At 65.3% G+C, this 15792-nt stretch carries 10 protein-coding genes and 1 riboswitch; of the genes, 7 read left to right on the top strand and 3 right to left on the bottom strand.

Going from position 1 to position 15792, the window contains the following annotated elements:
* Nucleotides 1-115: 115 nt before the first annotated feature.
* From DFR43_RS00010 to metH, 3 genes are all read left to right on the top strand, one after another.
* A complete protein-coding gene (locus DFR43_RS00010; protein ID WP_133595324.1) occupies nt 116-691 on the top strand; it encodes a TetR/AcrR family transcriptional regulator in 576 nt (191 codons plus the stop codon).
* A gap of 19 nt (nt 692-710) precedes the next feature.
* Nucleotides 711-1478: a gamma-glutamyl-gamma-aminobutyrate hydrolase family protein gene (locus DFR43_RS00015; protein ID WP_133595325.1), complete on the top strand. Its 768-nt coding sequence runs from the start codon at nt 711-713 to the stop codon at nt 1476-1478.
* A 10-nt stretch (nt 1479-1488) separates the two neighbouring features.
* Nucleotides 1489-1586, top strand: a riboswitch (S-adenosyl-L-homocysteine riboswitch).
* A 49-nt stretch (nt 1587-1635) separates the two neighbouring features.
* Complete coding sequence (gene metH / locus DFR43_RS00020; protein ID WP_281276343.1) at nt 1636-4401, top strand: methionine synthase; 2766 nt, start codon at nt 1636-1638, stop codon at nt 4399-4401.
* Between the two features lie 23 nt (nt 4402-4424).
* Here the strand turns inward: metH and DFR43_RS13590 are convergent, their stop codons facing one another.
* Nucleotides 4425-5054, bottom strand: coding sequence for a TetR family transcriptional regulator (locus DFR43_RS13590; protein WP_164499673.1), 630 nt, complete (start codon nt 5052-5054; stop codon nt 4425-4427).
* A gap of 337 nt (nt 5055-5391) precedes the next feature.
* On the opposite strand from DFR43_RS13590, the gene DFR43_RS00030 reads away from it, so the two are divergent.
* From DFR43_RS00030 to DFR43_RS00040, 3 genes are read left to right on the top strand one after another with little or no spacing between them, the layout of a single operon-like run.
* Nucleotides 5392-6573: an efflux RND transporter periplasmic adaptor subunit gene (locus tag DFR43_RS00030; protein ID WP_133595328.1), complete on the top strand. Its 1182-nt coding sequence runs from the start codon at nt 5392-5394 to the stop codon at nt 6571-6573.
* 10 nt (nt 6574-6583) lie between these two features.
* A complete protein-coding gene (locus tag DFR43_RS00035; protein ID WP_133595329.1) occupies nt 6584-9730 on the top strand; it encodes an efflux RND transporter permease subunit in 3147 nt (1048 codons plus the stop codon).
* Nucleotides 9727-11166, top strand: a complete 1440-nt coding sequence (locus tag DFR43_RS00040; protein ID WP_133595330.1) for an efflux transporter outer membrane subunit — start codon at nt 9727-9729, stop codon at nt 11164-11166. Before DFR43_RS00035 ends, DFR43_RS00040 begins: the two co-directional genes overlap by 4 nt.
* Nucleotides 11167-11198: 32 nt before the next feature.
* Here the strand turns inward: DFR43_RS00040 and DFR43_RS00045 are convergent, their stop codons facing one another.
* Nucleotides 11199-13706, bottom strand: a complete 2508-nt coding sequence (locus DFR43_RS00045; protein ID WP_245988759.1) for a GspE/PulE family protein — start codon at nt 13704-13706, stop codon at nt 11199-11201.
* 57 nt (nt 13707-13763) lie between these two features.
* The gene (locus DFR43_RS00050) at nt 13764-15311 is read right to left on the bottom strand and encodes a YifB family Mg chelatase-like AAA ATPase (RefSeq protein WP_133595331.1); all 1548 of its coding nucleotides are present in this window, start codon (nt 15309-15311) and stop codon (nt 13764-13766) included.
* A 243-nt stretch (nt 15312-15554) separates the two neighbouring features.
* Here DFR43_RS00050 and DFR43_RS00055 point away from each other — a divergent pair.
* The coding region (locus DFR43_RS00055) for a P-II family nitrogen regulator (RefSeq protein WP_133595564.1) at nt 15555-15792 on the top strand (238 nt) is incomplete at its 3' end.

Consider the following 15792-nt stretch of genomic DNA (forward strand, 5'->3'; position numbering starts at 1 on the left):
GGAACTCAACTACGGAGTCGATCTATCAACCATCTGAGGGTGGTATCAGATTGATGGGGTGAAGGTGCCCCATCAACCATTAAATCCGTATACCCGAAAAGACCAGGCCATCCTGATGGCCGCGACCGATCTCCTGTTCACCGAGGGTCCGCAAGGCTGCTCCATGGAGGCAGTGGCTCGGCGGGCGGGTGTGTCGCGGGTGACGGTGTATGCCCGTTACCCCAATCGACAGGCCTTGCTCAACGCGGTGGTCCAGGCGTGCGTGCGCGATTTGTCGGTGGGGTTGGACGTCACGCCCGCCGATGCCCTGGGGGTGCGAGGGGCGCTGGTCGAATTCGGGCAACGGCTCGTGGCATTTGTGCACAGCGATGCATACTGGCGTTTCGTGCGGGCGATTGCCGGGTTGCAAGGCCTGTCGGCGCATGAGGCGGCCCTGTTGTTTCAACAGGGGCCTCGGTATGCGCTGGAGCGTTTGGCGTCCTGGATGGCGGCCACCACAGCGGCTGGACTGGCGCAATTCCCTTGGCCCGAGCGAGACGCGGAACATCTGCTCGGCATGTGGCTCGGACTGGATATCGTGCGGGCACTGTACGGTTTGCCTCCCCAACGAGATGCCGAAGCCAGCCGCCGGCACGTGGCCGAAGCGGTGGACCTGTTTTTGCAGATGCACCCGGTCCGCCCCATAATCTGAAGCGTTTGCAGGAGTGTCTATGCTTGGTCGTCGTCGCCCCGTCCACATCGGGCTGTCTGCCCGGATTTTTCATCCCGAGTCCGGAGGCACGGGCCTCAAGACCAAGACGCTGCAGGTGCTGGAGCAATCGGTGGCGCAGTGGGCCGCCTCGCGCGACACCTTGGTGCTGATGGTGCCCTCGGTCCTGTCCGACGGGGCGCTCATGCGCAGCAACATCCGCATTCGCGATTACGCCGATTACCTCGACGGCCTGCTGCTGCAGGGTGGTGCCGACGTGAGCCCGCGCGCCTACGGCGAAGAGCCTCTCAAGCCCGAGTGGGGTGGCGACCCGGTGCGCGATGCCTACGAGCTCGAACTGGTGCACGAATTCATGGAGGCTGGCAAGCCCATCCTGGGCATCTGCCGCGGGATGCAACTCATCAACGTCGCGCTGGGCGGCAGTCTGTATCAGGATTTGCCCACTCAATGCCCCGACTCGCTCGGCCATGAAAGCCAGGCCTACGACCGCCATGCGCACGAGATCACCTTCACCCCAGGCGGCAAGATGCGCGACTGGTTCGGGGTCGATGGCGGCCGCGTCACCTCCATCCACCACCAAGCGGTCAACCGGCTGGGCAAAGACGTGGTGGTCGAAGCCACGGCGCCGGATGGGGTGATCGAAGCCATTCGCTGGACCGGACGCAGCTTCGTGTGTGGCGTGCAGTGGCACCCGGAGTTCCACCACCTCAGCGACGACTTGCTGGACTGCCATCCGCTGCTGGAAGCGTTCCTCAACGCGGCCCGGTAAAATACCGCCTCCCCAAGGAGCGTTGCAGCGCTTCGACCCAGGCCGCGTGTGGCTTGGGGCCGCGAAGCGTCAGGCTTGGGTTTTGGCTCACAACCACGCTCACCTGTCCATCCCCCCGCTTCAGGTGAGTGCCGTGCCCTCTGAACCGTCTTTTCCCGTGAATACCGCCCATCCGTCCAGTGTCGAGGTGCCGCCCCGCGACGCTGCCCCTGCCGTGCCGCCCATGCTGCTGTCGGGGCTGGAATTGCTGGTCATCGACGAGCACAGCCTGTTCGTCAACATCGGCGAGCGCACCAACGTCACCGGCTCCAAGGCCTTTGCGCGCATGATTTTGGAAGGCCGTTTCGAGGATGCCCTGGCCGTGGCGCGCCAGCAGGTGGAAAACGGCGCCCAGATCATCGACGTCAACATGGACGAGGCCATGCTCGACAGCCAGGCGGCGATGGTGCGCTTTCTCAACCTGATCGCCAGCGAGCCCGAGATCGCCCGCGTGCCGATCATGATCGATTCCTCCAAGTGGACGGTGATCGAGGCAGGGCTGAAGTGCATCCAGGGCAAGGGCATCGTCAACTCCATCAGCCTCAAGGAAGGCGAGGCCGAGTTCAAGCGCCAGGCCAAGCTCATCAAGCGCTACGGGGCGGCCACCGTGGTGATGGCCTTCGACGAGCAGGGCCAGGCCGACACCTTCCAACGCAAGATCGAGATCTGCGAGCGGGCCTACCGCATCCTGGTCGATGAGGTGGACTTCCCGCCCGAAGACATCATCTTCGACCCCAACATCTTCGCGATTGCCACCGGCATCGAGGAGCACGACAACTACGCGGTGGACTTCATCGAGGCCACGCGCTGGATCAAGCAACATCTGCCCGGGGCCAAGGTTTCGGGCGGGGTGAGCAATGTGTCGTTCAGCTTCCGTGGCAACGAGCCGGTGCGCGAGGCCATCCACACCGTGTTTCTGTACCACGCCATCCGCGCGGGCATGGACATGGGCATCGTCAACGCCGGCATGATCGGCGTGTACGACGACCTCGATCCCGAGCTGCGCGAGCGGGTGGAGGACGTGGTGCTCAACCGCCGCCGCGATGCCACCGAGCGTCTGCTGGAAATCGCCGACCAGGTCAAAGGCGCGGCCAAGGACGACTCGGCCAAATACGCCTGGCGTTCCTGGCCGGTGCGGGAGCGCTTGTCGCACGCGCTGGTGCATGGCATCAATGAATTCATCGTCGAGGACACCGAGGCCATGTGGCAGGAGGTGCGCGCTCAGGGCGGGCGGCCGCTGCACGTGATCGAAGGCCCGCTGATGGATGGCATGAACGTCGTGGGCGACCTGTTCGGCGCGGGCAAGATGTTTTTGCCGCAGGTGGTCAAGAGCGCACGCGTGATGAAGCAGGCCGTCGCCCACCTCGTGCCCTACATCGAGGAAGAAAAACGCCAGCTCCAGGCCGCCGGCGGCGACGTGCAGAGCAAAGGCCGCATCGTGATTGCCACCGTCAAAGGCGACGTGCACGACATCGGCAAGAACATCGTCGCTGTCGTGCTTCAGTGCAACAACTTCGAGGTCGTCAACATGGGCGTGATGGTGCCGTGCCACGACATCCTGGCCAAGGCCAAGGAGGTCAATGCCGACATCGTGGGCCTGTCGGGCCTGATCACGCCCAGCCTGGAGGAGATGCAGTACGTCGCCGCCGAGATGGAGAAAGACCCCTGGTTCCGCGAGCGTGGCGTGCCCTTGCTCATTGGCGGGGCCACCTGCTCGCGGGTACACACGGCCGTCAAGATCGCGCCGAACTACAGCGGCCCGGTGATCTACGTGCCCGATGCGTCGCGTAGCGTCGGCGTGGCGCAGGGCTTGCTGGGTCAGGGCCGCCAGGCGTATGTGGCTGAGGTGCTGGCCGATTACGAGCGGGTGCGCACCCAGCATGCCCAGAAGAAGCCCGTGCCGCTGTGGCCGCTGGCCAAGGCCCGGGCCAACAAAGCCGTGCTGGACTGGGCAGGCTACCGGCCGGTGCGGCCCAAATTTCTGGGGCGGCGGGTGTTCCGCCACCTCGATCTGGCCGAACTGGCGCGTTACATCGACTGGGGCCCCTTTTTCCAGACCTGGGATTTGGCCGGGCCGTATCCTGCCATTCTGGACGACGAAGTGGTGGGCGAGCAAGCCCGCAAGGTGCTGGCCGACGGCCAGGCGATGCTCAAAAAAATCGTCGAAGGCCGCTGGCTGACCGCGCATGCGGTCGTGGGCCTCTACCCGGCCCAGACGGTGGGGGATGACGACATCGTGCTCTACGCCGATGAAGCCCGCACCCAGCCCGTGCTGACGTGGTACGGCCTGCGCCAGCAGACCGAAAAACAAGAGATCGACGGGGCGTTGCGCCCCAGCCGCTGCCTGGCCGATTTCGTGGCGCCGCAAGGCAGCGGCGTGGACGACTATGTGGGGCTGTTCGCGGTGACCGCCGGCCTCGGGGCGGAACAGCGGGCGGCAGCCTTCGAGGCCGCGCAGGATGACTACAGCGCCATCATGCTCAAGGCCTTGGCCGACCGGCTGGCCGAAGCGCTGGCCGAATACCTGCACCAGCGCGTGCGCACCGACCTGTGGGGCTACGCGCCGCACGAGCAGTTGTCCAACGAGCAGTTGATCGCCGAGCAATACCAGGGCATCCGCCCCGCGCCCGGCTACCCTGCCTGCCCGGACCACTCCGTCAAGCGCGACATGTTCGCGCTGTTGCAGTGTCAGGACATCGGCATGGGGCTTACCGAGAGCCTGGCCATGACGCCGGCGGCCAGCGTCAGCGGTTTCTACATCGCCCATCCGCAGGCGACGTACTTCAATGTCGGCAAGATCGGGCGCGATCAGCTCTGCGACATGGCCCAGCGGCGGGGCATGGACGAAGCCGTGCTGGAGCGCTTGTTGGCGCCGAATTTGTGACGTTTTCGTCTGCGGCGAAGCCCCTATGGGGCGCGGGTCGGGCAGGTTTGGCTGCGCACATGCGCGTCTATCAGCGCGCACAATTGATCGGTGGAGGACAAATCCGGCAGGCCCATCAACCGCATGCGCATGAGCCCACTCAAAAAGCATTTGGTGTGCAGCGCGGCGCAGTGGGGTGAGATGTCGGCGCGCAGCATGCCTTGGTCCTGCGCCTGCGAGTAAGTGCGCTCGAGTTTGGCAATCAATTCCTGGCTGTGCGTTGCCCAATCGCGCAAGTCTTCACTGCGTTCGCCGACGAACTCGCATTTGAACTCCAGGATCTCCATGACGGTGCGCAGCCGCTCGTCATCCAGCGACTGAACCAACTGGGTCATGAAGTTGCGGATGCGGGTCAGGGCGTCGGTGCCGCAGTCTTGCAGCAGGGTGTAATCCAGGCGGTCGATGAAGGGGATGGTCACGTCGTCGCACAACGCTTGAAGCAGTTCCCGCTTGTTCGCAAAATGCCAGTAAATGGCCCCTCGCGTCACGCCCGCAGCGTGAGCGATGTGTTCTAAAGTGGTGTGGCTGACGCCGCGCTCATGAAACACTCGTCGCGCAGCGACCAGAATCTGGGCGCGGGTCTGCTCGGCTTCCTCTTTGGTGCGGCGTGCCATGGCGGTGACTGCGTATTTGTTGGCTGACCAATGCGGATGGAGATGGACTGCAAGGTGTCGGCAGGTGGCGATGTGATTGCCCCGCGGAGTGTAACCCCCATGGCCGCTGGGCACATTGGCTGTGGGCCTTGATTGCTTCTCATCATCTGGGCTTCTCAGGCTCAAATACATACATTCAAGAGTGTATGTAATAATAGCGGGTCTTTTGTTGAGTTTCGGAAGGTTGTGGCAGAGGTGGCATGTCGCCTCTGCGTACCCAGGCCTGCATTCCTCTTTTTGTCCTCTCGAGCGCGAGGCGGTGTCCGAGCGGGCTTTCTTTTGTTTAGCGAGTCTTTGTATGTCCATACCCAATCGGTCAGATTCATTGGCTTCTTCCCTTCAGGCCGGCGTCTTGGCCGTCGATAGACCGTGCTGGCGCCGAGCTGTGCTGGCAGCCTTGTTGGGCGCGGGCGGATTGTTCTTGGTGGCTTGTGGGCCGGCGCAGACGGCGCCTGAGCGAAGCAACTCTCCGTCCGCATTGCCGGTGCGCGTGTTGCATATGCAAGAGCAAGAGCTGCCGCTGTCGCTGGAGGTGGTGGGTCAGGCCGAGGCATCCAAGCACGTGGAGGTGCGCGCGCGGGTCACGGGATTGATCGAGCGGCAACGCTATTCGGAAGGCGAGCCTGTGCGTGCTGGCGACGTGCTTTATCAGATCGAGCGAGCCCCTTTCGAGATTGCCTTGCAACAGGCTCGCGCGCATTTGGCGCAGCAGCAAGCACAGCTGGAACAAGCGCGGCGGGAGCATGAACGTTTGCGTCCCCTGGCCGAGTCTCAAGCGGTCAGCCGCCGAGAAGCAGACAGTGCCGAGTCTGCGCTTCAACTGGCCCAGGCCGCCGTGGCGCAGGCGCAAGCGCAGGTGCGGGAAGCGGAGCTGAACTTGTCTTACACCACAGTCACCGCGCCGATTGCCGGGATCAGTGGGCGTTCTCAGAAGTCAGAGGGCGCTTTGGTCAACCCGGGTGCGGACAGCTTGCTCACCACCATTGCCCAAGTTGACCCGATTTGGGTGCGCTTTGCCTTGTCGGAGACGGAGGCTGCCCAGATGCGGCAAGGCAACGGAACGCAGGTCAGCTTGACAGATGCCCGGGGCGCATCGCTGCTGGGCGTGGGCAAGATCAATTTTGCGGCGACGGCGGTGGACACGAGCTTGGGCACAGTGTCGCTGCGAGCAGAGTTCGCCAACCCCCGGCAGCAAGTGCTGCCGGGGCAATTCCTCAAAGTTCATGTGACCTTGGGGCGTACTCGAGGGTTTCTGGTGCCGCAATCGGCCGTGGTCCAAACCGAACAGGGGCGCATGGTTTGGGTGGTACGTGACAGTCAGGCGCAACCGACCCCGATCCAGACTGGTGGATGGTCGGGCAGCGACTGGGTGGTGACCGGAGGGCTGAAAGCGGGCGATCAGGTCATCGTTGACAATCTCATGAAACTGCGCCCTGGCGTGCCCGTGACGACTCAGGCCGCGCCGTCCGAGGCCAATTGAAGGAGCCCGTATGAACTCCCGCTTCTTCATCGAGCGGCCGATCTTCGCGGCCGTGCTGTCCATCATCATCGTGCTGGCCGGGCTGGTCGCGATGCGCGCGCTGCCAATCGCGCAGTACCCCGAGATCTCCCCGCCCACGGTGACCATCACCGCTTCGTATCCCGGCGCCTCGGCCGAGACGCTGGCCACCACCGTGGCCGCGCCGATCGAGGAACAGCTCTCGGGCATCGAAGGCCTGCAATACTTCAGTTCGAGCGCGTCGGCCAACGGCACGGTGACGATCACCGCCACGTTCGAGGTGGGTACCGACATCGACAAGGCCACCTTCAACGTCAACAACCGCGTGCAATTGGCCACACCGCGCTTGCCAGACGAGGTGCGCCGCAACGGCGTGATGGTGGCCAAGCGGTCGAACAACTTCCTGTTGGTGATTGCGCTGCGTTCCCCGCAAGGGACCCATGACGAGCTTTTTCTGTCGAACTACGCCACGCTCAACATCCTGGACGAGCTCAAGCGCATCCCCGGCGCCGCCGATGTGCAAGTCTTCGGCGCGCGTGATTATTCGATGCGCGTGTGGCTCAACCCCGACCGCATGGCGCAGCTGGGCGTCACGCCAGCCGATGTGGCCGCTGCCATTGGTGCGCAGAACGCGCAGTATGCGGCGGGCAAGATCGGCGCTGAACCGGCTCCGCCAGGTCAGGAGATCGGCTACACCGTCACTGCGCGTGGCCGCTTGGTGCAGCCCGAGGAATTCGGCGAGATCGTTTTGCGCGCCAGTGGACCGAATGGCGTCTTGCGTCTGAAAGACGTGGCCCGCGTGGAGTTGGGGGCGCAGAGCTACGATCAGTCCAGCTATGTCGATGGCAAGCCTTCGATTGCGATTGGCGTATTCCTGCAGTCGGGGGCCAATGCGCTGGATGTGGGTGACGCCGTCAAGGCCAAGATGGCCGAACTCAAGCGTGAACGCTTTCCGCAAGATGTGGATTACGCCATTCCCTATGACACCACGCTGTTCGTATCGGCTTCTATCCACGAGGTGGCCAAGACGGTGATCGAGGCGGCGCTGATCGTGCTGGTGGTGGTGTTCGTCTTCCTGCAGACCTGGCGTGCCACCATCATCCCGATGCTGGCCGTGCCGGTGTCGCTGATCGGCACCTTCGCCGGCCTGTGGCTGCTGGGCTTCTCGATCAACACGCTCACGCTGTTCGCGATGGTGCTGGCCATCGGCATCGTGGTGGACGACGCCATCATCGTGATCGAGAACGTCGAACGCCTGATGCGCGAGGAGAAGATGAGCCCCTTCTCGGCGGCCATCGAAGCCATGCGCGAGGTCTCGGGTGCGGTGGTGGGCATCGTGCTGGTGCTGTGCGCGGTCTTCATCCCGGTGGCCTTCATGGGCGGTATTGCGGGGCAGTTGTATCGCCAGTTCGCGGTGACGGTGGCCATCTCGGTGGTGCTGTCCGGCGTGGTGGCGCTCACGCTCACGCCGGCGCTGTGCGCGCTGCTGCTCAAGCCCCACGAGCATGACGGCCCCACGCGGGGCGAGCGCTTCTTTGCCCCCTTCAACCGCGGGTTCAACTGGCTCACTGCGCGTTTTCTGGGCGGGGTGAACCTGGCGCTGAAGTACCGCGCGGCTGCCATCGGCGCCTTCGTGCTGATGTTGGCAGGGGGGAGCTTGCTGTTGGCCAAGGTGCCTGGCAGCTTCGTGCCCGATGAGGACCAAGGCTACATCATCGCCTCGGTGGTGCTGCCCGATGGCGCCACGCTCGCGCGCACGGAGCGCGCCACAGAGCAGTTGCGCCAGATGAATGCCAACAACCCGGCCATCCAAAACTTTTTTGCGATCAATGGATTCGATTTCATCGGCGGTGGCGCCAAGTCCAATGCCGCCACCATCTTCGTGCCGATGAAGCCCTGGGAAGAGCGTCAGCAGAGCTCGCAGGAGCTGGCCCGGGCGGTGTCGGGCATGGGCTTTGCCCTGCCCGACGGCATCGCCTTCGCCTTCAACCCGCCCGCCATCATGGGCCTGGGTCAGGCCGGCGGCTTCGAGGTTTATGTGCAAGGCCGCACCGAACCCGATCCGAAGAAGCTCGCGCAGGTGACGCAGGACTTCATGGCCGCCCTGGAAGCCCACCCGGCGGTCACGGGCCTGAACACCTTCTATCGGCCCACCGTGCCGCAACTGCGGGTGGAAGTGGACCGCGAGAAAGCCCTGGCCCTGGGCGTGCCGGTGGACGAGGTGTTTGCCGCATTGCAGGCGCAGATGGGCTCGCTCTATGTGAACGACTTCAACCGCCAGGGACGCACTTACCGCGTCACGATGCAGGCCGATGCGCCCTACCGTGCCAAGCCAGAGGATCTTGGCCGACTCCATGTGCGTTCACGCACCAGCGGACAAATGATTCCTCTGAAGGCGCTGATTCGGGTGGATGACATCGTCGGCCCTGAGCAGATCGAGCGCTACAACGGTTTCATTGCTGCCAAAATCCTTGGCAGTGCTGCGCCAGGCTATAGCTCTGGTGAAGCCATCGCGGCGGTGGAGCAGGTGGCTCGCGAGCATCTACCGGCAGGCTATTCGATCGAGTGGACCGGACAGGCGTTCCAAGAAAAACGTACCGGCAGCGCCTCGGTGTTTGCCTTCGGCTTTGCGCTGATCATGGTCTACCTGATTCTGGCCGCGCTGTACGAGCGCTGGGGCGTGCCGATGGCGGTGCTGCTGGCTGTGCCGTTCGCGGTGACGGGCGCCTTGCTGCTGGTGTTCCTGCGCGGCATGGAAAACGACATCTACTTCCAGATCGGCCTGGTGGTGCTGATCGGTCTGGCGGCAAAGAACGCCATCCTGATCGCCGAGTTCGCCATGCAGGGCATGGAGCGTGGCCTGTCGGCCGTGGCCGCGGCCCGCGAGGCGGCCCGCCTGCGTTTCCGCCCCATCGTGATGACCTCGCTGGCCTTCGGCCTCGGGGTGGTGCCGCTGATGATCGCCACCGGCGCCGGCGCGGCAGCCCGTCAATCGATGGGCACCGGCGTGTTCGGCGGCATGCTGGTGGCCACCTTCATCGCGCCCATCTTCATCCCGCTCTTCTACACCCTGCTGGCCCGCAAGCCGCGGCCCCAGCACAGCCATGCCCCCGGCTCGACCGAGGAGGTGCCGGTATGAACACCCTGATCCTGAACACTCCATCGCGGCTGCTGCCGCTGCTGGGCGCGGCCTTGCTGAGCGCCTGCGCGGCGGTGGGGCCCGATTACGAACGCCCCGCCACGCCGCTGCCTGCGCAATACAGCGCCGCCACGCCTGCGGCTGACGCCTTGCCCGCCGTCTCGTCCACCTGGTGGACGCTCTTCGGCGATGCCACCCTCAACGGTCTGGTGGAGGCGGCTCGCCGCAACAACACCGACCTGCAGGCGGCCGTGGCCCGCGTCGAGCAGGCCGAAGCCCTGCTGCGCGAAGCCGATGCCTTGCGTTGGCCCTCGCTGGGCCTGAGCGGCGGGGCGTCGCGTCAGCGCACGAGCGACCTCTCGGCCGCCGGCAACGGCGGCACCTTCAACACCTTCCAGCTGGTGGCCACCACCGGCTTCGAGATCGACTTCTGGGGCCGGCTGCGCCGTGCCTCCGAAGCTGCGCGCGCCCAGGCCCTGGCCTCTGACTACGCTCGTGAAGTGGTGTGGCAGACGGTCAGCGGCATGGTGGCTCGCAGCTACTTTGGTCTGCGTACGCTCGATGAGCAAATGGCTCTGAGCCAGCAAACCTTGGCTTCGCGCGAGGAAAGCCTGCGCTTGCAGCGTTTGCGCTTGCAAGGAGGGGCGGCTGGCCGTTTGGAGGTGGAGCAGGCCGAAGCGGAGCACGCCGAAGCGGCTTTGCAATTGCGGGAGTTGCAGCGCCAAAGAGCATTGATCCATTCGCAGCTGGCTTTGCTGACCGGACAGCCTGAATTGCAATTGGCTGCAGGAGCGGTGCGCGATTTGCCTGTGCCACCCACGCCTCCGGTGGGGCTGCCTTCGGCGCTGCTCGAGCGGCGGCCCGACGTGCGTCAGGCCGAAGCGCTGCTGGCCGCGGCCAATGCCCAGATCGGCGTGGCGCGCGCGGCGATGTATCCCAGCATCTCGCTGACGGGTGCCTTCGGCGGGCAAAGCGCCGAGCTGTCGGATTTGCTCAAGAGCGGCGCACGCATTTGGTCGCTGGGCTTGGGACTCGACTTGCCCATTTTTGACGCCGGGCGACGTCGTGCGCAAGTGGCTTTGGCGCAGGCACGTCAGCGCGAGGCGTTGGCAGCATATCAAGGGGCCGTGCAAGCCGCTTTCCGCGACGTGGGCGATGCCTTGACCAATCTGGAGGCTGCCCGCGCTGCGCAGGGGGATGCAGAGCGGGCCGCGCAATCGAGCGAGCAAGCACTGCGGCTCGCACAGCAGCGATACGAGGCCGGCTATTCCGCGTATCTGGAACTGCTCGATGCGCAGCGCAGCGCCAATGCGGCAGCTTTGCGATTGCTGGATAACCGCCGCGCTCAGCTTGAAGCCACTGTCGATTTGTTCAAGGCTTTGGGTGGCGGTTGGAAAACGGCTGAGCCTGCGGTTCGCGAGTCGGCGGGCAGTTGAGCCACCGACGGCGATTTCGTGGTGGCGGGCTTTCAGTGCACCGTGTTGGCCCGCACCTCGTCGATGGTCGTCAGCCCCTGCAGCACTTTGAGGATGCCGTCCTGCCGCAGGGTGCGAAACGCCTGGGTCGCCATGGCCGATTCCTGTAGCGCCTCCGACGGGGCCTTGCGCTGGATCAGGCGGCGCAGCGCAGCGTCCACCACCAGCAGCTCGTGCACCCCGACCCGCCCCTTGAGGCCGGACTGGTCGCAGCTCGGGCAGCCCGGCGCATGCCGCTGTACCAAGCGCCCTTCCTGGCCAAACTGTTGCCGCCATTCTTCGCGCAGGGCGTCCTTGCTCGGGCGCAGCGCCTCCGGGAAAACGTGCAGGTAGTCGTCCAGCAGCTCGTCCACCCAGGCGTCGTCGGCGGGCCGGGCTTGGACGCAGTTCGGGCACAGGCGGCGCACCAGCCGCTGAGCCAGCACGGCTTCGAGCGAGTCGGCGAAGTTGAAGGGGTCCATGCCCATGTCGAGCAGGCGCACCACGGTCTCGGGCGCGCTGTTGGTGTGCAGCGTGGACAGCACAAGGTGCCCGGTCAATGAGGCTTCGATCGCGACTTGGGCGGTTTCCTCGTCGCGGATTTCGCCCACCATGATCACGTCCGGGTCGGCGCGCAGAAAGGCGCGCAGCGCCTTGGCGAATGTCCAGTCGATTTTGGGGTTGACCTGCACCTGGCGCAGATCGGGGTTGCTGATTTCGACCGGGTCCTCCGCCGTCCAGATCTTACGGTCTGGCGTGTTGATGTGCTGCAGCAGCGAGTGCAGCGTCGTCGTCTTGCCCGAGCCGGTGGGGCCGACGCACAGCACCATGCCGTGAGGCCGTTCCACCGCGGCTTGCAGGTGTTGCAGATTGCGTGGCGTCAGGCCCAACTGATCGAGGGGCAAGGGCTTGGCCGATGACAGCAGCCGCATCACCACATCCTCTGCCCCGTTGAGGGTGGGGATGGTGGCCACGCGCAGTTCCAGCTTGTGGTGGGGTGAAAACTTGGCGAAATCGATCTTGCCGTCTTGGGGCTTGCGACGTTCTGAAATGTCGAGCTCGCACATGACCTTGATGCGCCCGACGATGGCGGCGCGATAGGTGTGTGGCAGCTCCATGTAGGGCACGAGGCGGCCGTCCTTGCGCAGCCGGATGCGGATCTTGCGCTTGCCCGGGTGGGTCTCGATGTGGATGTCGGAAGCGCCTTGTCCGTGGGCTTCGATGATGATGCTGTTGATCAGCTTGACCAGCGAATTGTCAGACTGTTCGATCTGCGCAGCGGCCAGTTCGGCGTCGTCCTGGACTTCCATCTCCAGCGATTCGAGCAGCTTGCCCGCCGAGGGCAGGCTGCCTTCGGGGGGGGCTTCCGGGGCGGCCGAAGCGCCGCCTTCGTCCAGACCGAAGCGGGCATAGACTTGGGAGACGGTCTGCGGCGTCACGTTGCCGCTGGCCAGGGCCGCCACCACCTTGGATTGCAACGAAAACTCCAGCTCTTCGAGCATGCCGCGCTTGGACGGGTCTTCGGCAGCCACCACCACCATGCCATTGCGCCACAGCAGCGGCACGATGCGGTGCCGCCGCGCCAGCGCGATGGGCACGCGCCGCACCGCTTCGGCGTCCACCGGGAATTGCGCCAGATCCACCACCGGGTACCCCATCTTGCGGGCCAGGGCAATGCGCAGGTCTTCGCGCGAAAGCTGGCCGCTTTGCACCAGCAACTCGCCCAGGGGCACGCTGCGCTCGCTCTTTTGGCGTTGCAAGGCTTCATCGAGCTGCGCCTGGGTGATCAGCCCCAGTGCCGTCAAGGCTTCGCCAATGCGCACCATGGGCATGCGCGCCTGCTCTTCGAGCGCCATCAGGAGCTGCTCGGGCTTGACGATTTCCTTGATCACCAGGTAGTCACCCAGCTTGCGATTGCGCAGGTTTTCTTGTTCGCGCGCCGCGATTTCCACCTGCTCGGGCGTGACGGCCTGCTGTTCCACCAGCACTTGGCCGATGGCTTCGCCCACATGCAGGGCCTGCACCATCTCACGCGGGATGAAGACGCGCTGCACCTGGTCCTGCTCGTTGAGCGGGATGAACAGAAACCACCCGGCTTCGGACTCGACGTGCCCGATCGTCGTGCCGGTTTCCTCTTGCCCGTCCTTGAGCAGCAGCCGGTACGGCAGGCGGGGCCGGTAGCTCAGCAATTCGCCGAAAGCGCTGTCACCGCTGCCGGCCTGGCCGATGGCTTGCGGGAACAGTGGTTCCGTGATGGTGATGCGGCGGAACATGTCGAAGCGCAGCGCCATCACCGCCTTGGAAGGAGGCACCTGGATCAGCGCCACCTGCCGTTTCAGGTCCAACCCTTTGAGGAGGCAGGGGCGTGCGTGCCCGTTGCTGCCTTCGGCCAGGCAGGGCAGGCCGTCCGGCGAGCTGGTGGGCTGTTCGCCGTAGCTGGCATAGGGCGGGGTGGGCCAGCGCAGGGGCGGCAGCGTGGCATCTCGCGGCGCAGGGGTGGTGGTGGGGATAGACGCATTCATGGACGGTGTGGTGGCGTGGGGGCTCCTCCACGGCATTATGCGTGAGCGCTGACGGCTTCAGCGCGGCCCGTGGTGGCGGTATTGCAAGGCTTCGGCCAGATGGACGGCTTCCACCGTGGGGCTGGCCGCCAGATCGGCAATGGTGCGCGCCACCCGCAGCGCCCGATGCGTGGCCCGACCCGACCAGCCCAGGCGCGTGGCAGCTTGCTGCAGCAGCCGCGCGGCCTCCGGCGTGAGGTGGGCGTGGCGCTCCAGGGTACTGTCGCGCAGCGCCTGGTTGGCGCAGCCTTGCCGTTGCAAGGCGCGATCGCGCGCCGCACTCACCCGCGCGCGCACCTGCGCGCTGGGTTCGCCCCGTTGGTGGTCCAGCAACTGGCCAGGTGGCAGGGCGGGCACTTCGACATGCAGGTCGATGCGGTCCAGCAGTGGGCCGCTGAGTTTGCCTTGGTAGCGGGCCACCTGCTCCGGGGTGCAACGGCAGGGTTTGTGCGTGGCGCCCAGGTAGCCGCAGGGGCAGGGGTTCATCGCGGCCACCAGTTGGAACGACGCCGGGTATTCCACCTGACGGGCGGCGCGGGAGATGCGGATGACCCCCGTTTCCAGCGGCTCGCGCAGCGCTTCCAGCGCTGCCCGCGGGAACTCCGGCAATTCATCCAGAAACAGCACGCCGTGGTGCGCCAGGGAAATTTCCCCCGGGCGCGGTGGGTTGCCTCCGCCCACCAGCGCCACGGCGCTGGCGGTGTGGTGCGGCGCGCAAAACGGCCGCTGCCCCCATTGGGCAGGCTGGAAGCGCCCGGCCAGCGAGGCGATGGCCGCAGCTTCCAGAGCGTCCAGGTCGTCCAGCGCAGGCAGGATGCCGGGCAGGCGTTGCGCGAGCATGGATTTGCCAGAACCGGGCGGCCCGCTCATCAGGAGGCTGTGCTGGCCCGCGGCGGCGATTTCCAGCGCCCGTCGCGCAGCGGCTTGGCCTTTCACATCGGCGAGGTCGGGAGCGTCGGCCGGTGCCAGGCCGGTGGCCGTTGGCGCTACCCGCTGCCAGCCGCTGTCATCGCTGGCGGGCGCATCGGCGCCGGCAGGGGCAAAGTGTTGCGCCACATCGCGCAGGTGCCGCGCCCGATACACGCGCGATTGCGGCACCAGTGCCGCTTCCTCCGCGCTGACCGGGGGCAACACCAGAGCGGGTGCTGCATTGCACTGTTGTGGTGCATCTCGGCGCAAGGCCAGCCCCATGGCCAAGGCGCCGCGGATGGGGCGCAGCTCACCGCCCAGCGACAGCTCGCCCGCGAACTCGAATCCTTGCAGCCGGTCGGCGTCGATTTGTCCACTGGCGGCCAGGATGCCGACGGCAATCGGCAGGTCGAACCGGCCAGAATCTTTGGGCAGGTCTGCCGGGGCGAGGTTGACGGTGATGCGCCGGTTGTGTGGCCATTCGAGGCCGCTGTTCTGGATGGCCGATCGCACCCGTTCACGGGCTTCCTTGACCTCGGTGTCGGCCAGGCCCACGAGCGTGAAGCCCGGCAGCCCGTTGGCCAGGTGCACCTCCACCCCGACCGGGTGGGCCTGCAGCCCCAGCAATGCACGACTTTGCACCACGCACAAGCCCATGGTGTCCATTCCTCCCTGTGGAATTGTCTCTGGCGCATTCGCCATGCACCTCGATGGTGCTTGGCGAACGGGTGTGGCATGGAGTGTAGCGGATGCGGGCGCAGGGCCGCTCAAGGTTGGCACGCATCGTGCTTGAGCCCGGCCGTGCAGTTGCCGGTCTTTGCGGGCCGGTGATTGGGACATTTCCGCGGTCGGTGTTCGAGCTGGCCGTGCCATCCATCCCACAAGTGAGAAAGGCTGACTATGAAGCTGGTCACTGCGATCATCAAACCCTTCAAGCTGGACGAGGTGCGCGAAGCGCTATCGGCCATGGGCGTGCAGGGCATCACGGTAACGGAAGTCAAGGGTTTCGGGAGGCAGAAGGGTCACACCGAGCTGTACCGGGGGGCGGAGTACGTGGTGGATTTTCTGCCGAAGGTCAAGATCGAGGCGGCGGTCTCGGACGATTTGGTGGATCGGGTCATCGAGGCGATCGAGGGTG

The sequence above is a fragment of the Tepidicella xavieri genome (assembly GCF_004363315.1).
Taxonomy (GTDB): domain Bacteria; phylum Pseudomonadota; class Gammaproteobacteria; order Burkholderiales; family Burkholderiaceae_C; genus Tepidicella; species Tepidicella xavieri.